The organism is Micromonospora sp. NPDC004551, assembly GCF_040609975.1.
Classification (GTDB): domain Bacteria; phylum Actinomycetota; class Actinomycetes; order Mycobacteriales; family Micromonosporaceae; genus Micromonospora.
Genome location: NZ_JBEXLM010000003.1, coordinates 51,784 through 72,650, shown reverse-complemented (window position 1 = coordinate 72,650; position 20,867 = coordinate 51,784). Strand labels below are relative to the sequence as shown.

At 74.6% G+C, this 20,867-nt stretch carries 14 protein-coding genes; 5 read left to right on the top strand and 9 right to left on the bottom strand.

Features of this window, described 5'->3' with window-relative positions; genetic code table 11:
* Positions 1-65: 65 nt before the first annotated feature.
* Positions 66-2,516, bottom strand: coding sequence for a bifunctional diguanylate cyclase/phosphodiesterase (locus tag ABZW14_RS05730; RefSeq protein WP_355340380.1), 2,451 nt, complete (start codon positions 2,514-2,516; stop codon positions 66-68).
* Between the two features lie 111 nt (positions 2,517-2,627).
* Between ABZW14_RS05730 and ilvD the strand changes: the two genes are divergently transcribed.
* Positions 2,628-4,475, top strand: coding sequence for a dihydroxy-acid dehydratase (ilvD, locus tag ABZW14_RS05725; protein WP_355340377.1), 1,848 nt, complete (start codon positions 2,628-2,630; stop codon positions 4,473-4,475).
* Positions 4,476-4,488: 13 nt separating this feature from the next.
* Here the strand turns inward: ilvD and ABZW14_RS05720 are convergent, their stop codons facing one another.
* The 6 genes from ABZW14_RS05720 to ABZW14_RS05695 form a co-directional block, all read right to left on the bottom strand.
* Positions 4,489-6,132 (bottom strand): SulP family inorganic anion transporter, encoded by a 1,644-nt coding sequence (locus ABZW14_RS05720; protein ID WP_355340919.1) that lies wholly within the window; start codon positions 6,130-6,132, stop codon positions 4,489-4,491.
* A gap of 83 nt (positions 6,133-6,215) precedes the next feature.
* On the bottom strand, positions 6,216-6,554 hold the full coding sequence (locus tag ABZW14_RS05715; protein WP_355340374.1) for a metalloregulator ArsR/SmtB family transcription factor: 339 nt from the start codon (positions 6,552-6,554) through the stop codon (positions 6,216-6,218).
* 63 nt (positions 6,555-6,617) lie between these two features.
* Complete coding sequence (locus ABZW14_RS05710) at positions 6,618-9,053, bottom strand: glycoside hydrolase family 2 protein (protein WP_355340916.1); 2,436 nt, start codon at positions 9,051-9,053, stop codon at positions 6,618-6,620.
* Positions 9,054-9,061: 8 nt separating this feature from the next.
* The gene (locus ABZW14_RS05705; RefSeq protein ID WP_355340371.1) at positions 9,062-9,946 is read right to left on the bottom strand and encodes a carbohydrate ABC transporter permease; all 885 of its coding nucleotides are present in this window, start codon (positions 9,944-9,946) and stop codon (positions 9,062-9,064) included.
* 55 nt (positions 9,947-10,001) lie between these two features.
* Entirely contained in the window at positions 10,002-11,006 is a 1,005-nt protein-coding gene (locus ABZW14_RS05700; protein ID WP_355340368.1) for a sugar ABC transporter permease, read from the bottom strand.
* A gap of 82 nt (positions 11,007-11,088) precedes the next feature.
* Positions 11,089-12,372 carry an extracellular solute-binding protein gene (locus ABZW14_RS05695; protein WP_355340365.1) on the bottom strand — a complete coding sequence of 428 codons (1,284 nt, stop codon included), beginning with the start codon at positions 12,370-12,372 and terminating at the stop codon, positions 11,089-11,091.
* Positions 12,373-12,727: 355 nt separating this feature from the next.
* On the opposite strand from ABZW14_RS05695, the gene ABZW14_RS05690 reads away from it, so the two are divergent.
* Positions 12,728-13,747: a LacI family DNA-binding transcriptional regulator gene (locus ABZW14_RS05690; RefSeq protein WP_355340362.1), complete on the top strand. Its 1,020-nt coding sequence runs from the start codon at positions 12,728-12,730 to the stop codon at positions 13,745-13,747.
* Between the two features lie 31 nt (positions 13,748-13,778).
* On the opposite strand, the gene ABZW14_RS05685 is transcribed toward ABZW14_RS05690, so the two are convergent.
* On the bottom strand, positions 13,779-16,112 hold the full coding sequence (locus ABZW14_RS05685) for a GGDEF domain-containing phosphodiesterase (RefSeq protein ID WP_355340359.1): 2,334 nt from the start codon (positions 16,110-16,112) through the stop codon (positions 13,779-13,781).
* Positions 16,113-16,351: 239 nt separating this feature from the next.
* Between ABZW14_RS05685 and ABZW14_RS05680 the strand changes: the two genes are divergently transcribed.
* A complete protein-coding gene (locus tag ABZW14_RS05680; protein ID WP_355340356.1) occupies positions 16,352-16,729 on the top strand; it encodes a PH domain-containing protein in 378 nt (125 codons plus the stop codon).
* Between the two features lie 4 nt (positions 16,730-16,733).
* On the opposite strand, the gene ABZW14_RS05675 is transcribed toward ABZW14_RS05680, so the two are convergent.
* Positions 16,734-17,660: a 2-hydroxyacid dehydrogenase gene (locus ABZW14_RS05675; protein ID WP_355340353.1), complete on the bottom strand. Its 927-nt coding sequence runs from the start codon at positions 17,658-17,660 to the stop codon at positions 16,734-16,736.
* Between the two features lie 142 nt (positions 17,661-17,802).
* On the opposite strand from ABZW14_RS05675, the gene ABZW14_RS05670 reads away from it, so the two are divergent.
* Positions 17,803-19,608 (top strand): SpoIIE family protein phosphatase, encoded by a 1,806-nt coding sequence (locus tag ABZW14_RS05670; RefSeq protein WP_355340350.1) that lies wholly within the window; start codon positions 17,803-17,805, stop codon positions 19,606-19,608.
* 56 nt (positions 19,609-19,664) lie between these two features.
* Positions 19,665-20,840: a PQQ-dependent sugar dehydrogenase gene (locus ABZW14_RS05665; RefSeq protein ID WP_355340347.1), complete on the top strand. Its 1,176-nt coding sequence runs from the start codon at positions 19,665-19,667 to the stop codon at positions 20,838-20,840.
* The last annotated feature ends 27 nt before the right edge of the window (positions 20,841-20,867 follow it).

The window sequence follows — 20,867 nt, the reverse complement described above, 5'->3', positions numbered from 1 at the left end:
CGCACTCTCGTTGGGGAGAGTGCGCTCAGGTAAGTACTCGCAGCGACCGGTTCGACGACATGCGGTCAAGCCTGCCGCATCTCACGCGGTGAGTCAACTGATCCCACATTTTGGTTCACGGACGTGGGCGTGTCGCCTCCCGGAGCGCCCTCCACGCCCGGTGCGACCTGCGAAGATCCCTCATTCGAGGTACGCGGCGCGGGCACCTGGGCGGGCGGGTTGGACCGCAGCCGGGGCAGCAGCGGCGACGGCCCGGTCCGGGCCGGCCGGACCGGCGCCGCGGGCGGCACGGAGGTGGGGCGGTTGCCGGGCGAGGTGGCGGCCTCCAGCATCGCCTCCAGGTGCTCGGCGGGCACCCCCCAGCCGAAGGCCGCGCCCTGCCCGAACCGGCAGCCGGCGGCCACCACGGCGGCCAGCTCGGTGGGGGTGGTGACCCCCTCGGCGATGACCTCCAGCCCGAGCTGGTGCCCGAGGCGCATGACGATGTCGACCATGGGGGCGAACGCCGGCCCGTCGCGGCCGACCGGCCGGACCGGCTCGTGCTCGGCCACCAAGCTGTGGTCGATCTTCAGGATGTCGATGGGGAGCCGGCGCAGCTGCCCCAGCGAGGAGTAGCCGGCGCCGAAGTCGTCCAGCGCGATCCGCACACCGGTGAGGCGCAGCGCCGTGAGCCGACGGATCAGCTCGTCGAGGTCGGTGGCGACGGCGTGCTCGGTGACCTCCAGCACCAGCCGCTGCGGCGGCACGTGGTGGGCGCGCAGCGCGTCGGCGACCTGGACCACGTAGTCCGGCGCGTGCAGCTCCCGGGGCGATACGTTGACCGACACCCAGACGTCGTGCCCGTCGGCCAGCCAGCGGGAGAGCTGGTAGCACGCCTGGTGCAGCACCCAGGCGCCGAGCTTGGAGATCATCCCGCATTCCTCGGCGAGCGGGATGAACTCGTCGGGCCGGACGTTGCCCAGCTGCGGGTGGTGCCAGCGGAGCAGCGCCTCGGCGCCGACCGGGCGGACCGAGGGCAGCGAGGCCACCGGCTGGAAGGCCAGCCGCAGCTCGTCGCGCTCGATGGCGCCGCGCAGCTCGTGCTCCAGCATGGTGCGCCGGCGCAGCAGCTGGTCGTAGGTGGCGTCGTAGCGCTCGATCCGGTTCTTGCCGCGCTGCTTGGCGTAGCGCAGCGCCAGGTCGGCGTTGCGCAGCAGCAGTTCGACGTCGGTCTCCCCGAGGGCGCCGGCCACGCCGATGCTCACCGACAGGAAGATCGGGCCGTCCGCCTCCTCGTAGGGGCGGCCGAGCACACCCAGCAGCCGCTCGGCGACCGGCCCGGGCTCGGTGGTGCCGTGCATGAGCACCGCGAACTCGTCGCCGCCGAGCCGGGCGGCCAGGTCGCCCGGGCGCAGGTTGCCGCGCAGCCGCCGGCCCACCTCGGCCAGCACGGCGTCGCCCACGTCGTGCCCGCGCATGTCGTTGACGTTCTTGAAGCCGTCCAGGTCCAGCCCGAGCAGCACGCAGGGGACGCCGGCCTCGGCGCAGCGGTGCAGCGCCCGCAGCAGGCCGCGCCGGTTGGCCAGGCCGGTGAGCGGGTCGGTGTGCGCCAGCTCGCGGAAGTGCGCCTCCCGCTCGGCGAGCCGGCCGGCGTAGCCGCGGACGTCGTTGAGGGCGAGGTACTGCCGGGCCACCAGGGCGAAGCCCTCGACGCTGCCGGCCGCGATGCCGTACACGTCGAACCGGCCGCCCTGCAGCAGGTGGTACATGGCGGAGGCGGCCATCGCGAACATCGGCACGAAGGCGTACTCGCCGTCGCGGCGGATCAGGTCGACGTCGACCTGCGGCAGGTCGACCCGGTGCGCGGCCAGCGCGGTGGCCAGCAGGCCGGCGGCGATCACCGCGGCGCCGGCGTACGCCAGGCCTGCACCGGTCTGGCAGAGCCCGGCCGCCAGGCCCAGCCCACCGCAGGTCACCCCGGTCGCGCCGGCGCCGAGCAGGACCAGCCGCCCGCGCGGCGGCGCCGCCCGCAACACCATGATCAGGGTGAGCCCGGCGGTCAGCGCCGCGCTGACCGTGGCCAGCAGGATGGGTACGCAGGCGACCGGGGTCGCCGCGCCGAGCAGCCGGGTCGGCGGGCTGAACAGCGCCCAGCCGACGAACCAGAGCGCGCCCGCCATGATCACGCCGTCGAGCAGCAGCCGGGCGGTGGCCGCCCGGGCCGCGGCGGTGCCGGGCAGCCGGAGCAGGGCGACGCCGAGACCGAGCCCGGCGGCCGTGGTGCCGATCGAGACGAGGGTGGCCCAGCCGGTGCGCTGCCCCTGCCGGTGTGCCCAGTGGTCGCCGGCGGCCAGCGTGCCGGCCAGCCCGAGCAGCAGGCTGAGCAGGGCGACCCCGGCGGCGGCCGCGAGCAGCACGTGGGCCCGCCGGTGCGGGCCGCCCCGGCGGCGCGCCGAGGCGGCGAGCAGGGCGGCGGCGCCGGCCGCGGCGAGCCCGCTCAGCACGGCGACGATGACCATCCCCGGGGACGACTGCACGACCTCAACTGTGCCGGATCCGCGCCCCCCGTGGGGCACCGGGTGTGCATCTGTTGGGACACGGCGCGCGTGCCGGGGGGCCGGCGCGGCGGCGGTGTCAGACTGGTAGGCATGCCTGAGCTGCGGTCGAGGACATCCACCCACGGTCGGACGATGGCCGGTGCCCGGGCCCTGTGGCGGGCCACCGGGATGACCGACGACGACTTCGGCAAGCCGATCGTCGCCATCGCGAACAGTTTCACCCAGTTCGTCCCCGGTCACGTACACCTCAAGGACCTCGGTGGCCTGGTCGCGGACGCGGTGGCCGAGGCCGGCGGGGTCGGCCGGGAGTTCAACACGATCGCGGTGGACGACGGCATCGCCATGGGCCACGGCGGCATGCTCTACTCGCTGCCCAGCCGGGAGCTGATCGCCGACGCGGTCGAATACATGGTCAACGCGCACTGCGCGGACGCCCTGGTCTGCATCTCCAACTGCGACAAGATCACCCCGGGGATGCTGCTGGCGGCGCTGCGGCTCAACATCCCGACCGTCTTCGTCTCCGGCGGCCCCATGGAGGCCGGCAAGACGGTGGCGATCGAGGGCGTCGTCCACTCCAAGATCGACCTGATCGACGCCATGATCGCCTCCTCGAACGAGGCGGTCACCGACGACCAGCTCGGCGAGATCGAGCGCTCCGCCTGCCCGACCTGCGGCTCCTGCTCCGGCATGTTCACCGCCAACTCGATGAACTGCCTCACCGAGGCCATCGGCCTGGCGCTGCCCGGCAACGGTTCGACGCTGGCCACCCACGCCGCTCGCCGGTCGCTGTTCGTCGAGGCCGGCCGCACCGCCGTGGAGATCGCCAAGCGCTGGTACGACGCCGACGACGCCTCCGTGCTGCCCCGGTCGATCGCGAACCGGGCCGCCTTCGAGAACGCCGTCGCGCTCGACGTGGCCATGGGCGGCTCCACCAACACGGTGCTGCACCTGCTCGCCGCCGCCCGCGAGGCGGAGCTGGACTTCGGCGTGGCCGACATCGACGACATCTCCCGGCGGGTGCCCTGCCTGGCCAAGGTCGCGCCGAACTCCCCGCAGTACCACATGGAGGACGTGCACCGGGCCGGCGGCATCCCGGCCATCCTCGGCGAGCTGGACCGCGCCGGCCTGCTCCACCGCGACGTGCACTCGGTGCACTCCCCCTCGCTCCAGCAGTGGCTCGCCGACTGGGACGTCCGGGGCGGCTCGGCGACCCCGGAGGCGGTCGAGCTGTTCCACGCCGCACCGGGCGGGGTGCGCACCACCGAGCCGTTCTCCACCACCAACCGCTGGTCGTCCCTGGACACCGACGCGGCCGGCGGCTGCGTCCGGGACCGGGAGCACGCGTACAGCGCCGACGGCGGGCTGGCCATCCTGCACGGCAACCTGGCGCCGGACGGCTGCGTGGTGAAGACCGCCGGGGTGCCCGAGGAGTGCCTGACCTTCCGCGGGCCGGCCAAGGTCTACGAGTCGCAGGACGACGCGGTCACGGCGATCCTGGCCAAGGAGGTCGTCGCCGGGGATGTGGTGGTGATCCGCTACGAGGGCCCGAAGGGCGGCCCCGGCATGCAGGAGATGCTCTATCCCACCTCGTTCCTCAAGGGCCGCGGGCTGGGCCGCTCCTGCGCGCTGCTCACCGACGGCCGGTTCTCCGGTGGCACGTCCGGCCTGTCCATCGGGCACGTCTCCCCGGAGGCGGCCGCGGGCGGGCTGATCGCGCTGGTCCGGGAGGGCGACGAGATCGTCATCGACATCCCGGCCCGCTCGATCGAGCTGAACGTGCCCGACGACGTGCTCCAGGCACGGCGGGTGGCCGAGGAGAAGCGGGACCGCCCGTATACCCCGGCCGACCGGGTGCGGCCGGTGTCCGCGGCGCTGCGCGCGTACGCCTCGATGGCCACCTCGGCCAGCGACGGCGCCTACCGGCGGGTCCCGGAGTAACCCGCCCTGGTGCTCAGCCCGCCAGGGCGATGGTGCGGGCGTGGCGGATGGCGGCCGGGGTGTCGGGGAAGATCAACCCCTCCCGCCGCAGCTCCTCCGCCACGCCCAGCGTGCTGAGCACCTGGTCGTGGCCCGGCGTGATGCCGGAGAGCAGCACGGCGATCCCCCGCCCACGCAGCCGGTCGACGGCGTCGCCGAGCACCTGCGCGCCGGTGGCGTCGACGGTGGACACCCGGGACATCCGCAGGATGACCACCCGGACGTCGGCCACCTCGGCCAGCTCCAGCAGGAAGGTGTGCGCGGCGGCGAAGAAGAGCGGCCCGTCCAGCCGGTACGCGACGATGTGCTCGGCCAGCAGCGCGTGCTCCTCGGCGCTGTGCTCGCCGGGGTCGAGGGGCACCTGTTCCAGCCGGGCGCTGCGGGCCACCGCGCGCAGTGCGAGCACGACGGCCACGGCCAGCCCGACCGCCACCGCGGCGACCAGGTCCCAGATGACGGTGACCGCGAAGGTGAGCACCAGCACCACGGCGTCGGCCCGGGTGGCCCGGAACAGCGCCCGTAGCGATCCGGCCTCCACCATCCGCACGGTGGTGGCGAGCAGCACCCCGGCCAGGGCGGCGAGCGGGATGCGGCCGACGAGCGGGGCGGCGGCCAGCACGATGGCGGCGAGGGCGACGGCGTGGGTGAGCGCGGCGAGCTTCGAGGAGGCGCCGGCGCGCACGTTGACGGCGGTGCGGGCGATGGCGGCGGTGGCCGGGATGCCGCCGAAGACCGGGGCGGCCAGGTTGGCCAGGCCCTGCCCGAAGAGTTCCCGGTCGGGGTCGTGCCGTTCGCCGACGGTCATCCCGTCCGCCACCGTCGCCGAGAGCAGGCTCTCCAGGGCGGCGAGCGCCGCCACCGCGAGCGCGCTGGGCAGCAGCACGCCGAGCGCGCCGGGGTCGAGGAAGTCCAGTGACGGGGCCGGCAGTCCCTGCGGCAGGGCGCCGATGCGGACCAGGTCGACCGGGGCCAGTTCGGCCAACAGCGTGGCGGCGGCCACCCCGAGCAGGGAGAACGGCAGGCCGGGCCGCCATCGGGCGCCGAGCAGCAAGAGCGCGGCCACCGCGAGCGCCACGGTGACGGCCACCGGGTGCGGGTGGGCGGCGAACCGCACGACCGCGTCGGCGGCCACAGCCCAGACCTTCTCGCCGTGGGCGTCGGTGACGCCGAGCGCCGCCGGGACCTGTTGCAGGGCGATGACCACGGCGATACCGGCGGTGAAGCCCTCGATCACCGGGGTCGGCAGGTAACGGACGTAGCGGCCGAGGCGGGCCAGCGCGAGGGCGAGCAGGATCAGGCCGGCCAGCGCGCCGACCATCAGCACGCCCCGGGCGCCGAAGCGCTGCACCACCGGCACGAGCACCACGGTCATCGCGCCGGTGGGGCCGGAGACCTGGAGGTTGGAGCCACCGAAGATCGCGGCGACGGCCCCCGCGACGACGGCGGTGACCAGCCCCGCCTGCGCGCCGAGCCCGGAGGTGACGCCGAAGGCGAGCGCGAGGGGCAGCGCCACCACGGCCACGGTGAGCCCGGCGAGCAGGTCGCGGCGGGGCGAACGGCGTACCGCCGCCCAGTCGGACCGGCCCGGCAGCAGCCCGGACAGCCGGGTCCGGAGCAGCCGGCCGGCCCGCCGCGGTCCGCCGTCGGGGACGCCGGGACGGGACGGGCCGTCGATCGCGGAGGTGGCGGGAGCCGCCGCGCTCACCGCTCCCCTTCCCCGGCGCGCAGCTCGTCGAGGAGGGCGTCCCGGTCGGTGAGGACCGCGCCGAGGATCCGCCGGCCGGCGGCGAGCAGGTCGGCCACGTCGGGGGTGCTGAGCGCGTACACGACCAGCGGCCCGTCCCGGTGCGAGGTGACCATGCCGGCCCGCCGCAGGACGGCGAGCTGCTGGGAGAGGTTGGACGGCTCGACCTCGATGGCGGTGAGCAGGTCGCGGACCGGCTTCGGCCCGTCCTGGAGCAGTTCGAGCACCCGGATCCGGACCGGGTGCCCGAGGGTGCGGAACAGCTCCGCCTTGGCCTGGTACAGCGGCACCGACACGACGACTCCTCCCCGAGAACCCTGAAAACTTTAGCACTTGCAAAAGTCTTCAAGTCAGGGTCGCTACGGGGTCAGGTCGTTGACGCAGCGCAGCACCGGACGGCGGGTGAGGGCCGCCGGGTCGAGCGCGGCGCCGGAGTGCACGGCGAAGGTGGCCGACTCCCCCGGCAGCAGGGTGAGCAGCGCCCGGTCGACCTCCGCCGACGGGTGCAGCCGGTCCGGGAAGAGCGTCAGGTCGCGCAGCACCGTCCGCGCGGTCACGCGGACCCGCTGACCACCGTCGACCGGCTCGACCGTCGCGGAGAACTCCGCCGCCGGCCACTCGACCTCCCGGTCGGTGGCGAAGAACCACAGCGCCCGCTCCGCGGTCTCTCCGGCCTCCGCGACCAGCAGCTCCCGGCGGGCCTCGTCCGGCCGCGCCAGCTCCGCGGGCAGTGCCAGCACCACCGAGGAGTACGCCGGGACGTCGAGGTCCACCGAGGTCTTCGCCCTCGGCTCCCCGGTGAGGGTGAGCCGGGTGACCGTGGCCGGCGCGTACCAGGCCTCGCCGGTCTCGTTCACCGCCACCAGCGCCAGCCCGCCGTCGCGCGGCTGCACGGTGAGCAGGCGGTCGGCGTAGGCGCGGCGGAGCGCGTACCAGAGGGGTTTGCGCCGGCCGTCGCCGTCGACCGCCGACCAGGAGGTGACCGGCCAGCAGTCGTTGAGCTGCCAGACGATCGTGCCCATGCAGACCGGCCGGTGCGAGCGGAAGTGCTCGACGCCGAGCTGAATGGCCCGGGCCTGGTTGAGCTGGGTGAGGTAGTGCCAGTCGTCGAAGTCGGCGGGCGGCGGCAGGTGGGCGTCCAGCCCGCGCTGGAGTTTCCGGTCCCCGTCGGCGGCCTTCTGGTGGTGCGCCATGCCGGGCGAGTCGTGGGCGAGCGGCTCGTCGGAGAGGGCCCGCCGCAGTGTCGCGTACGCGGGGGGCGCCTGGTAGCCGAACTCGGCGACGAAGCGGGGCACGTACTCCCGGTACTTCGTGTAGTCGTCGGTGTTCCAGACGTCCCAGATGTGGGTGGTGCCGTGCGCCGGGTCGTTGGGGTGCACGTCCTCGCTGCCCGACCAGGGGCTGCCCGGCCAGTACGGCCGGGCCGGGTCCAGCTCGGCGACGACCGCGGGCAGCAGTTCCAGGTAGTAGCCGCGCCCCCAGCTGCGGCCGGCGAGCGGCTCCTGCCAGTCCCAGTCGTGCCAGCCCCAGATGTTCTCGTTGTTGCCGGTCCAGAGCACGAGTGAGGGGTGGCTCGCGAGCCGGGTGACCTGCTCCCGTGCCTCGGCCTCGACCTCGGAGCGGAACGGCTCCTCCTCCGGGTAGGCGGCGCAGGCGAACAGGAAGTCCTGCTGCACCAGCAGCCCGAGCTCGTCGGCCAGCTCGTAGAAGTCCTCCGACTCGTACCGGCCGCCGCCCCAGACCCGCAGCAGGTTGACGTTCGCGCCGGCCGCCTGAGCGAAGCGCTCGGCGAGGCGGGTCCGGGTGACCCGGTTCGCGAAGGCGTCGTCGGGGATCCAGTTGACCCCCTTGACGAAGATCGGCACCCCGTTGACGTGCAGGGTGAACGCGGAGCCGTGCGCGTCGGGGGCGGTGTCCAGGCGTACCGAACGGAAGCCGATCCGGCGGGACCAGCGGTCCAGCGGCCGGCCGTCTCCGGCGCGGAGGGTCACGTCGAGGTCGTGCAGGGGCTGGTCGCCGTACCCGACGGGCCACCAGAGCGCCGGGTCGCGGACGGTGAGAGTCGCCACGGCCCGGTGCTCGCCCGCCGGGACGGTGACCTCGGCGGCGGCGCCCGCCACGGTGGCGTGCACGGTGAGTGGGCCGTCCTGCGTCCGCTCGACCTCGACGTGCAGCTCCACCCGGCCGGTGTCGCCCTCGACCGTGACCAGCGGCCGGACGGTGGCCAGCCGGGCGGTGGACCAGGCGTGCAGCCCGATCTCCTGCCAGATGCCGGCGGTGACCAGCGTCGGTCCCCAGTCCCAGCCGAAGTTGCAGGCGGTCTTGCGGATGAAGTGGAACGGCTCCGGGTACGCGTTCGGCCGGTCGCCGAGCCGGTCCCGGTGCGCCTCGGCGTAGCGGTACGGCGAGGCGAAGCGCACGGTGAGCGTGTTGGCACCGGCCCGGAGCAGCGGGCCGACCGGGAACCGGTGACCGCGGTGCTGGTTCTCGGTGCGCCCGACCTCGGTGCCGTTGAGGCTGATCGTGGCCACCGTGTCCAGGCCGGCGCAGACCAGGTCGACGCGCTCGTCGTCGCCGGACGGCCGGTCGACGGTGGTCTCGTAGACCCAGTCGGTGCGGCCGATCCAGCCCAGGCGGTTCTCGTTGTCGTCGAGGTACGGGTCGGGGATGAGGCCGGCCGCCAGCAGGTCGGTGTGCACGCAGCCGGGGACGGTCGCCGGCACCGCCTGCCCGGCGAGCTCCGGCGGCACCTGCGGGCCGGGCACGGCCCGCAGCACCCAACCCTCGTGCAGCATCTGACGGCTCACGACTTCACCGCGCCTTCCATGATTCCGCGGACGATCTGACGTCCACCGATGAACAGCATGACGAGCAGGGGCACGGTGGCGATGAACGCCCCGGCCAGCACCCTCCGGTAGATCACGTAGTTGCCGCTGGCCAGGTCCGAGACCGCGACCATCGAGGTCGGATAGTCGGTGCCGCTCAGCGTGATGAGCGGCCACTGGAAGTCGTTCCAGGTGGCCACGAACGTGAGCAGCCCGAGCACGGCCAGGGCCGGGCGGATCGCCGGCAGCACGATGCTGGCGTACACCCGCATGGTCGTGGCCCCGTCCATCCTTGCCGACTCGACCAGCTCGTCGGGGACGGTGTTGACGATGAACTGCCGCATGTAGAACACCCCGAACGCGGTGACCAGCCCGGGGGCGATGACCGCGAGGAGGGTGCCGTTCCAGCCGAGCTTGCCCATCACGATGTAGAGCGCCACGATGCCGAGCTGGTTGGGCACGGTCAGCGTGAGCACCACGAAGACCATGAGGGCGTTGCTGCCCTTGAAGCGCAGCTTGGCGAAGGCGAACCCGGCCAGCGAGCAGAAGAACAGCACCGAGGCGGTCACCACGGTGGCGACAATGACGCTGTTGACCAGCGAGGCGGCGAAGTAGACGTCCTGGAGGGAGAAGACCTCGTCGACGTTGGTCAGGAACCGGTCGCCGGGGACGATCGCCGGCGGCAGCTTCGCGAGGGCCTGGTCGTCGCTGGTCGCGATGACGAACATCCAGTAGAGCGGGAACGCCGCGAAGAGCATGGTCAGCGCGAGGAACAGGTAGGTCCAGAGCCCGGCGGGGGTCTCCTGCGGGGCGCGGGCCACCAGCCGCGGCTTCCGGCGCGCGGGCCGGGCGACGGTCGTCACTGTGCTCTCCTTTCGTTCGCGACTGCGGTACTCCGCTTCGCTGCGTTCCTCGCGTTCACCGCCGCCCTCCGGACAGCCGGTTCGTCACCACGTAGTTGACGCCGGCGACGATCAGGATGATCAGGAAGAGGGCCCAGGACATGGCAGCGGCGTAGCCGAGGTTGAGGTCCTTCCAGCCGACCTTGTAGATCAGCTGGGCGATGGTCTGCCACTCGCCGTTCGGGCCGCCGGTGGCGGCCTGGGCGTTCGGGTCGAAGAGCATCGGCTCGGTGAAGAGCTGGAGGCCGCCGATGGTGGAGAGGATGACCGTGAACAGCACCACCGGCTGGATCATCGGCACCGTGATCCGCCAGAGCTGCTTCCACGGCCCGGCGCCGTCGATGGCCGCCGCCTCGTAGACGTCGCGCGGGATGGACTGCATGGCGGCCAGGTAGAGCAGCGCGTTGTAGCCGATCCACTTCCAGTTGACCATCGTGGCGATGGCGATCCAGGAGTGCAGCTTGTCGGCCCGCCAGTCGATCGGGTCGTCCGGGCCGCCGAGGCCGAACAGGCCGAGCACCCAGTTGGCCATGCCGAAGTCGCGGGAGAAGAAGACGCTGAACACCATGGTCGAGGCGACGATCGGGGTCACGTACGGCAGCAGCACCCCCACCCGCCACCAGGTCTGCGCCCGCAGCTTGCGGTTGAGCAGCGAGGCGACCACGAGCGCGAGCAGCAGTTGGGGCACCGAGGAGAGCAGGAAGATGCCGAAGGTGTTGAAGAGGGCGTTCCAGAAGTCCTCGTCGCCGAGGAGCCGGCTGAAGTTCTCCCCGCCCGCCCAGTAGGGCAGCGTCGGGTCGTCGAGCCGGTAGTTGCGCAGCGCGACCACCGCGTTGAACAGCAGCGGGAACAGCCCGAACACGAGGAAGAGCAGGAAGAACGGCGCGATCATGAGGTACGGCATGTAGCGCGTGTCGAAGCGGTACAGCCGGTTGCGCCAGCTCAGCCGGTCGTCGCCCCCGGGGCGGCCGCGCTCCGGCGCGGCTCGGCGGCTCGATGGCGCGGCACGGGTGGTGGACATCGGATCACTCCAGGGCCGAGGTGGGTCGGGCGGTGCGGCGGTGACGGGGCGGGCCGCGGCCCGCCCCGTCACCGGTGTCCGGTCAGGACTTGGCGGCCTTGTCGGCCTCCTTGACCGCCTCGCCCCAGGCGGCGTCCGGCTTGAGGCTCTTGTTCTCGACCCGCCGGATGACGTTCTCCACGGCGACCCGGGTCGGGCCGTTCTTCCTGCCCAGGTACTGCGGGGTGAGGCCCTGGGCCATCTTGGGGAAGATCTGCCCGACGGGGGCGTTGTTGAAGAACGGGTTCTTGAAGTCGGCGATGGCCGGGTCGGCGTAGAGTGCCGGCTGCGACGGCAGGTTGCCGACCTTCTTGAAGATCTCGATCTGCTGCTCGGGCGCGACCAGCCACTCCAGCAGCTTGTACGCCTCGTCGACGTGCTTGCCCTGCTTGGGGATGGTCAGGAACGAGCCGCCCCAGTTGCCGCCGCCACCGGGCACCGCGGCGATGTCCCACTTGCCCTGGGTGCCGGGGGCGGTGTCCTTGATGTGGCCCAGCATCCACGCCGGGCAGGCGAGCACGGCGAAGGCGCCGCTGGTGAAGCCCTTGTCCCAGTCGGCCTGGAAGCTGACCAGGTTGGCGGAGAGCCCGGCCTGGACGGCCTTGACGGTGTAGTCGAAGGCGACCTTCGGGCCGCCGTCCATCTGCAGCTGCTCCTGGTCGGAGTAGAAACCGACCGGCTGCTGCCCGAGGATCGGGTTGAACAGGTTGGTGCCGGCGTCGATGAACTTCTTGTTGGTCTTCGCGGTGTACTGCCGGCCGACCTCGATGAACTTGTCCCAGTCCGGCCAGAGCGCGGAGACCTGGTCCCGCTCGGTGGGCAGGCCGGCGGCCTTGAACAGGTCGGTGCGGTAGCACATGGCCAGGCCGCCCACGTCGGTGCCGAGGCCGATCTGGGTCCTGCCGTCGGCGGACAGCGACTGCTTCCACTTCCAGGGCAGGTACTTGCTCTCGTACGAGCCCGCGCCCTTGTCCAGCAGGTTGACGAACTTGTCGGACTGGCTGCGGAACTGGACCATGAAGCCCTCGTCGATCGCCGCGATGTCCGGCGCGCCGTTGCCGGCGACGAGTTTCTTCTGCAGGTCCTCGTGCTGCGCGTTGTACTCCCCGGAGTTCAGCTGGATCTTGATGTTCGGGTGCTCGGCCTCGTAGCGGGTCTTGAGGTCCTGGAGGCCGAAGTCGCCCCAGAAGTTGATCTTCAGGGTCACCTGGCCGTCGGCGGCGTCCGAGCCGCCGGTGGTGCTCTTGCCGCTGCAGGCCGTGACCATGGCCAGGCTGACGGCACCCACGGCGGCCGCCCGGGCCCAGTGCGTCCAGGACCGTTTCATGTCATCCTCCGCGCCGATATGGGAACGCTCCCGAGATCGAGAGACGTTGACTGAACCGGATAAGTGAGCACACCGTACGGGGGACCCTATGGGCTGTCAACGGCCGGTTACGAACGGGACCTGCCGGTAACCTCATCGCCGTCATTCCTGCGTGTCGAAGCGCTCTACCGCCCACGAACAGGTGCCGCGGGCCGGAGCGGGCGGCGGTCGGGCCGTTACGCTTAACCGCGCAAGTGGCGGCGCGCCCCGCCGCGCCGACGGTGCCGCGGCCCGGTGCAGTAGCGTGACAGCCGCCGGTCACACCGGCGGTGGAGACGGGCCCGGCACGGGCCGGACCAGTGGAGGGAGCGCGCCGGTGAAGCGGCCGACGATCGCCGATGTCGCCCGGCGGGCCGGGGTCTCCAAGGGCGCGGTGTCGTACGCGCTGAACGGCCAGCCCGGCGTGTCCGAGGCGACCCGCCAGCGGATCCTGGCCATCGCCGCCGAGATCGGGTTCAGCCCGAGCAGCGCCGCCCGGGCGCTCTCCGGCGCCACCGCCAAGGCGGTCGGCCTGGCCCTGTGCCGGCCCGCCCGGATACTGGGCATCGAGCCCTTCTTCATGGAGCTGATCAGCGGCGTGGAGGCCGAGTTGTCGGCCCGCTCCTACGCGCTGACCCTCCAGGTGGTGGCGGACCAGGAGGCCGAGATCGCGGTCTACCGCCGCTGGTGGGCCGAACGCCGGGTGGACGGCGTCTTCGTCTGCGACCTGCGCACCGACGACCGGCGGGTGCCGGCGCTGGAGGAGTTGCAGCTGCCGGCCGTGGTGATCGGCGGGCCCGGCCACACCGGCAGCCTGGCCAGCGTCTGGTCCGACGACGCGGCGGCGCTGGTCGAGACCGTGGAGTACCTGGTCGCGCTCGGCCACCGGCGGATCGCCCGGGTCGGCGGGCTGCCCGCACTGCTGCACACCGAGATCCGCACCGACGCGTTCACCGAGGTGTGCCGGCGGCTCGGGCTCGACGAGGCCGCCACGGTCTGGTCCGACTACACGGGCGAGGAGGGGGCGCGGGCCACCCGCCGCCTGCTCAGCTCCGCCGCCCGGCCCACCGCGGTCATCTACGACAACGACGTGATGGCGATCGCCGGGCTCTCCGTGGCCCAGGAGATGGGCCTGGCCGTGCCCGGCGACCTGTCGATCGTGGCCTGGGACGACTCCCCGCTCTGCCAGCTCGTGCACCCGCCGCTGACCGCGCTGGGCCGGGACATCCCGGCGTACGGTGCGCACGCCGCGCGCCAGCTCCTGGCCGTGATCGCGGGCGAGCCGGTGACCGGCCTCCAGGACGAGACCGCCCACCTCACCCCGCGTGGGAGCACCGCGCCGCCGCGTAGCCGGTGAACCGGTTCAGCGATCCGGCCGTACGGCCAGGTCAGCGGGGCGTCGAGGGGAACTCCTCGAACCACGCCTCCACCCGCTCGGCCGGGGCCGGACGGGCCAGCGCGAAGCCCTGCCCGTAGCGGCAGCCGGCGCGACGCGCGCCGGCCACCTGGACGTCGGACTCCAGCCCCTCGACCACCACCTCCAGCCCGAGCCGGTCGCCCAGGTTGGCCACCACGTCGATCAGCGGGCGCTGCCCGTCGGCACCCGGCCCGACCAGGTGCGGGCCCACCTTCAGCAGGTCGATGGGGAGCCGGCGGAGCTGGGCGAGCGAGGCGTGCTCGGCGCGGAAGTCGTCCAGCGCGGTGCGGACACCGAGCGAGCGGAGCCCGGCGAGCCGGGCCACCACGGTGGACAGCTCGGGGGCCACCGCCGGCTCGGCCACCTCCACCACCAGGCGCTCCGGCGGCACGTCGTGCGCGGCCAGGGCGGTCGCCGTGCGGGCCACGAAGTCGGGCGCGGCCAGCTCCCGGGGCGTGACGTTGACCGCCATCCACAGCTCCCGGCCGCTCCCCGACCAGTCGGCGAGCTGCCGGCAGGCCCGGTCCAGCACCCACCGCCCGACCTCGCCGAGCAGGTCGAGGTCGGCCGCCACGGGCAGCAGCTCCTCCGGCAGCACCGTGCCGAGCGCGGGACTGCGCCAGCGCAGCAGCGCCTCGGTGCCCACCGGCTGCCGGTCGGCCAGCGCCAGCACCGGCTGGTAGACCAGGTCCAGCTCACCCCGGGCGACCGCCCCCGGCAGCTCCCGTTCCAGGTCCAGCCGCCGGACCAGCTGTTCCTCCAGGTAGGCGTCGTACCACTCGACGCGGTCCCGGCCGAGCTGCACGGCGCGCCGCCGGGCCAGGTCGGCCTGGCGCAGCACGTCCTCCGGCTCGCCGCCCGTGGTCTCGGCCAGCCCGATGCTGGCCCGGATCCGGCTCGCCCCGCCGGGGCGCGGGCACGGCTCGGCGAGCGCGGCCAGCAACCGGATGCCCAGTGCGTACGCGGGCACCGGCCCGAGGTCGGTGAGCACGGCGAACTCGGCGTCGGTGAGCCGGGCCACCAGGTCGTGCGGACCCGAGCCGGACCGGAGCCGGTGGACGACCTCGGCCAGCACGGGCCCGTCCAGCACCGCGGTCTCGTCGGCGCCGTGCAGGTCGACCACGAGCAGCGCGCCGCCGGCCCGCCGGGCGAGGACGCGTGCCAGCTCGGCCCGGTCGGCCGGCGGAGCGTCGGCGGGCGGGGGGTCCTCCCCGGCGAGGTGCCGCAGCCGCGCCTCGCCGGCGGCCAGCCGCTCGGCCCGGCGCCGCTGGTCGGCGGCGGCGAGCACCTCCCGTACCACCATGGGCGGGATGACGGACAGCCCCAGGGCGATCGCCGGCGCGGTGAACTCGCCCACCGTCCACAGGTGGTGACCGGCGGCCAGCGCCGCGATGCCGGCCGGCGCGGTGAGCCCGGGCCAGGCGGCCGGCGCCGCTCCCGTGCGGGGCCGCTCCCCGGCCGCGGTACGCCGGGCACCGGCCGCGGTGAGCAGCGCGCCGGCCAGCAGCGGCGGCGCGACGGCCGGCAGGGCCCGGTCCGGTGCGGCGCAGGCGAGCAGCACCACGAGCAGGGCCAGCCCGCCCACCGTGGCTGCCGCACCGGCATGGCAGCCCGCGGCGCCCGGTCGCCGGCGCCGCTCGGCGACGGCGGCCACCAGCAGGACGGCCAGCGCCAGGGCGCCGCCGACACTGGCGGCCCGCGCCGGCGGCGGCACCGGACCGTCCGGCAGCAGCACCCAGCCGGCGAAGACCAGGCTGACGCCGAGGCCGACCGCGTCCACGGCACGGCGCAGCCGCTCCCCGCCGGAGAGGCGGGAGCGGCCGGGCAACCGGAGCAGGGCGACGGCGTACAGCGGGCCGGTGATCGCCAGGCCGGCCAGCGCGACCGGCAGCCGGTGCGCGGGGTCGCTCAGCGGCAGCACCGCCACGGTGAGGCCGGCGGCCAGCACGGCGGCGTCGAGGATCCCCGCGACCCGGCGGGACAGCGCCACGCGGCGGGCCCGCCGCCCGGTCGGCCGGGCGGCGGCCGGTTCGGGCGGGGTTGCGGGGCCCCGCGGGATGCCAGCGGGCCGCCCGGTGGGCGTGACACCAGGCGGGTCGGGCGGCATGGGCGGGACGCCGGCCAGCCAGGCGAGCCGGACGCAGGCCAGGGCGGAGCCACCGGCCACGGCGAGCGCCACGGCGGCCGGGCCGGGGACCAGCCCGGCGGCGCCGGCGAGGACGAACAGCGCGCCGGCGATCGACACGACGAGGTCGGGCAGTGGTGGCCGGCGGCGGGGACCGGCATCGGGGTGGGTGACGGGCACGGCGGTCGCCTTCGTGAGGGGGCACGGGGCGGTGCGGTTGCGGTACGACGTGCGGGGTCAACGGGTCGGATGCGGATGCGACCGCCGCCGGACGGGGACCGGTGCGGCCACGCCCATAAACGATCCCGGAGACGCGCGGTTACGCGACACCCGACGTGACGCCCGTCACACCTGAGCTCGAGGCCCGCGCCGCCCCGCCCGCCGGGACCACCGCCCGTCCGGGGTGGGATCATCAGGGGGTGAGCCGCGCCGACACCGTCCGTTTCCGCTACAACCAGGCGATCCTCGTCGCCGCGATCGTCGCGTTCATCGGCGCCCTCCCGCTGGCCACCGCCCGCTGGTGGCTGCTCTGGGTGCTGCTGATCCCGCTCGCGCTCGGCGTCTGGGCGTGGCGGGCCGGCACCGACGCGGACGCCCGCGAGCTGCGGCTGCGGGCCCTCCTCGGCCAGCGGCGGGTGCCCTGGGGACGGGTCGCCGAACTGACCGCCGACCCGCGCGGCCGGGCGGTCGCCCGCCTCGACGACGGCGAGACGCTGGTGCTTCCCGCGGTCCGCGCCGCCGACCTGCCCCGGCTGATCTCCGCCACCGGACAGGAACTGCCCGAGTCCGCCGGCTGACCCGTCAGTAGCCGTCGACCACCCGGTTCGTCAGCGGCTCCCCGGCGGCGAACCGGCGCACCTGCTCCCCCACCAGCCGGTACGCCCGCGGCAGCAGGCCGCGGACCGAGCCGGCGACGTGCGGGGTGAGCAGCACGTTGGGCAGCTCCCACAGGGGATGGTCGGCGGGCAGCGGCTCCGGGTCGGTCACGTCCAGCGCGGCCCGCAGCCGCCCCGACGCCAGCTCGGCGACCAGCGCCGAGGTGCGGGCCACCGGGCCCCGGGCGGCGTTGACCAGCAGCGCGCCGTCCGGCATCGCGGCGAGGAACTTCTCGTCGACCAGGCCCCGGGTCTGCTCGGTCAACGGCACCAGCAGCACGACCACGTCCGCCTCGGGCAGCAGGGCGGGCAGCTCGTCCACCCCGTGCACCTCCTCGGCCGGGCGCGCCGTCCGGGCGACCAGTGTGAAGGTCACCTCGAACGGGGCCAGCCGGGCCCGGACGGCCGCGCCGATCGAGCCGGCGCCGACGATCAGCACCCGCTTGCCGGCCAGCTCGTCGGTCGGGGCCACCTCGTCGAACGCCCACTCGTGGCGGCCCTGGGCGCGGGCCAGCGGGCCGAAGCCGCGCAGCGCGGACAGGATCGCGGCGACCACCCACTCGGCGGTGGCCGAGTCGTGCACGCCCCGGGCGTCGCAGAGCGTCACGCCCTCGGGGACCCGCCCCGCCCAGGCGTCCGCACCGGCGGAGAGGAGCTGCACGACCGCCAGGTCCGGCAGCTCGGCCAGGAGCGCGCCGGCGTCCGGGCCGGAGAGGAAGGGCGGCACCCAGAACCGGACGCCGGCCGGGGACGACGGCGGCCGGGCCGGGTCCTCCAGCACCTCCACGGTGACGCCCGGGGGCGGCTCGCCGATGAGGCGCCGGCCGGCCGGGTGCGGGATCCATACCTTCACGACCGCCGACGATAGCCGCCCCGGACGGCGCGGGTGGGCGGGGCCGTGACGAGCGCCGCCGGGACGATTGGCGGCAGAGCGCGCGAGGTATAACCGAGGGCGGAGCGTCGGCCGGCGCCCCGCACACCGGAGACGGGTGGTCATGAGCGAGGACAGCGCCGGACGCGCGGTCGTGCCGATCCCGGCGCTGACCGACCCCGAGCGGCTGCGGTCCCTCGCGGAGACCCGGCTCGGCCCCGCCGCCGACGAGGCGTTCGACCGGTTCGCGCGGCTGGTCGGCGACCTGCTGGACGTGCCGGTCGCGCTGGTCTCGCTGGTCACTGCCGACCGCCAGTTCTTCCCCGGCGCGACCGGGTTGCCCGAGCCGTGGGCGGCCCGCCGGGAGACCCCGCTGAGCCACTCGTTCTGCCAGCACGTGGTCGACGTCGAGATGCCCATGGTGCTGCCCGACGCCCGGCTCTACCCGCGGGTGCGGCACAACCCGGCTGTCGAGGACCTCGGCGTCGTCGCGTACGCGGGGATGCCGCTGACCGACCTGGACGGCCGGGTGCTCGGCTCGCTCTGCGCCATCGACAGCAAGCCCCGGGCCTGGACCGCCGAGCAGCTGCGCACCCTCGCCGACCTGGCCGCCGCCTGCTCGTCCGAGCTGCGGCTGCGGATCGCCGTGAAGAGCGCCGAGCAGGCCCGCCGCCGCGCCGAGGAGGCGCACGACCGGCTCGCCATGCTGGCCGGGATGAGCGAGATGCTGGGCGGCACGCTCGACGTGGCCACGGCGGTCGACCGGCTCGGGCAGGCCATGGTCCCGCTGCTGGCCGACTGGTGCCTCATCACCCTGGTCGATCCGGTGGGCCGGCCGCGGACCGTCTCGGGCGTGCACCGGGACCCGGACCGGGCGGCCGACGTGGCCCGGTTCGCCGCGCTGCTGGCCACCGGCCTCGGTCCGGACTCGATCATCCGGTCGGTGCTGCGAACCGGGCGGCCGGTCATGCGCGAGGTGGCCGGGCCGGCCGACGTCGAGCGGGGCAGCGTCCACCCGGAGCTGGCACCGCTCGCCGAGCGGCTGGGCTTCGCCTCCCACCTCACCGTGCCGATCACCGCCGGCGGGGTCCGCGCCGTCGGCGCCGTCACCCTGGTCAACGGGCCGGCCCGGCGCGGGTTCGACGAGACCGACCTGCGGACCGCGCTGGACATCGGCCGGCGGGCCAGCCAGGCCGTGGGCAACAGCCGGCTCTACGGCGAGCAGCGGCACGTCGCCGAGGTGCTCCAGCACAGCATGCTGCCCACCCTGCCCGTGGTGCCGGGCGTGGAGCTGGCCGCCCGCTACCTGCCGGCGGCGGACCGGGTCGAGGTCGGCGGCGACTGGTACGACGCCTTCGTCCAGCCCGACGGCGAGCTGGTCGCCGCCATCGGCGACGTCGCGGGGCACGACATCGAGGCCGCGGCGACCATGGGGCAGCTCCGCAACCTGGTCCGGGGCGACGCGTACGGGCGGACCGACCCGGTCGACCAAATCATGAGCCATCTCGACCGGGCGATCCAGGGCCTGCCCGTCTCGACCGTCGCCACCGCCATCCTGGCCCGGGTCCGCCCGGCCGCGCCGGGGCTGCGGGTCTCCTGGTGCAACGCCGGCCACCCGCCGCCGCTGCTGGTCCCGGCCGACGGCCCGGTGCGGGCGCTGGACGGGGACCGGGGGCCGCTGCTCGGCCTGACCCGCCCGCCCCGGCGCAGGCGCCAGGAACTCACCCTCGCGCCCGGCGACACGTTGCTGCTGCACACCGACGGGCTGACCGAGCGCCGGGACCGGCCGATCGACGAGGGCGAGGTCGAGCTGATCGCGCAGCTCGCCGGCGCCGCCGCGCTCCCCCTCGCGGCCCTCTGCGACCGGCTGCTCGCCGCGGCCCAGCGGCGCGAGGACGACGTCGCCCTGCTCGCCCTGCGGGCCCGGTGAGCCGGGACTCGCTTCGTCGGGCCCGGTTCCCCACCCGGCCCGGCTAGGCTTGGCGGGTGAGGCCGCGTCCCCCGTACCCCCGCACCGGCCGCCTCCGGGCGGCGCTGGCGGCGTCCTGCGCGACGCTGCTGCTCGGCACCGCCGGTTGCGCCTTCGGCGACCCGGCCCCCGACCCGGCCGGCGAGCCGCCCAACCTCCCGTCGCCGTCGACCTCGGCCAGCCCCGGCGGGGCCGGCCAGCAGGTGGTCGCCACGGTGCTGGCGAAGGGGCTCGGGGTGCCCTGGGGCATCGCCTTCCTACCCGACGGCGGCGCGCTGGTCACCGAACGGGACAGCGGGCGGATCCTCCAGGTCGGCCCGGAGTCGGGCCCGGAGGGGATGACCGTCCGGGTGGTGCAGACCGTGCCGGGCGTGGCGGCCGGCGGCGAGGGCGGCCTGCTCGGCATCGCGGTCTCCCCCGGGTACGCCCGGGACCGCACGGTCTTCGTCTACTACACCGCCGCCGACGACAACCGGATCGCGAAGCTGGAGCTGGGCCGGCCGCCCACCCCGATCGTCACCGGCATCCCCAAGGCCGGCAACCACAACGGCGGCGGGCTGGGCTTCGGCCCGGACGGCTTCCTCTACGCCAGCACGGGCGACGCCGGGCGCACGGCCAACGCCCAGGACCCGAAGAGCCTCGGCGGCAAGATCCTGCGGATCACGCGGGACGGCAAGCCGGCCCCCGGCAACCCCACCGCCGGCTCCCCGGTCTGGTCGACCGGGCACCGCAACGTGCAGGGCTTCGCCTGGACGCCGGACAAGAAGATGTACGCCGTGGAGTTCGGCCAGAACACCTGGGACGAGATCAACCAGATCAACAAGGGCGGCAACTACGGCTGGCCGCAGGTCGAGGGCCGCGGCGACGACAAGCGCTACGTCAACCCGGTCGTGCAGTGGCGCACCAGCGAGGCGTCCTGCTCCGGCCTGGCGTCCGTCGACCGGCTGTTGATCACCGCCTGCCTGCGCGGGCAGCGGCTCTGGCTGGTCGAGCTGGCCGGCAACGGCACGGTGCTCGGCCAGCCGCGGGAGCTGCTCACCGGCCGGTACGGCCGGCTGCGGGCCGCCGCGGTGGCGCCCGACGGGTCGGTCTGGGTGAGCACCTCCAACCGGGACGGGCGGGGCAAGCCGGCCGGCGACGACGACCGGATCCTGCGGCTGGTCTTCGCCGACGGAGGCGCCGGGCGCAGCTGATCCTCCATCCCCCGGGTTTGCCAAGAT

What these genes read in the sequence shown, in the direction of transcription:
- ABZW14_RS05695 (WP_355340365.1), bottom strand. Translation starts at nt 12,372, where the DNA reads ATGAAACGGTCCTGGACGCACTGGGCCCGGGCGGCCGCCGTGGGTGCC.
- ilvD (WP_355340377.1), top strand. Translation starts at nt 2,628, where the DNA reads ATGCCTGAGCTGCGGTCGAGGACATCCACCCACGGTCGGACGATGGCC.
- ABZW14_RS05670 (WP_355340350.1), top strand. Translation starts at nt 17,803, where the DNA reads ATGAGCGAGGACAGCGCCGGACGCGCGGTCGTGCCGATCCCGGCGCTG.
- ABZW14_RS05710 (WP_355340916.1), bottom strand. Translation starts at nt 9,053, where the DNA reads ATGCTGCACGAGGGTTGGGTGCTGCGGGCCGTGCCCGGCCCGCAGGTG.
- ABZW14_RS05700 (WP_355340368.1), bottom strand. Translation starts at nt 11,006, where the DNA reads ATGTCCACCACCCGTGCCGCGCCATCGAGCCGCCGAGCCGCGCCGGAG.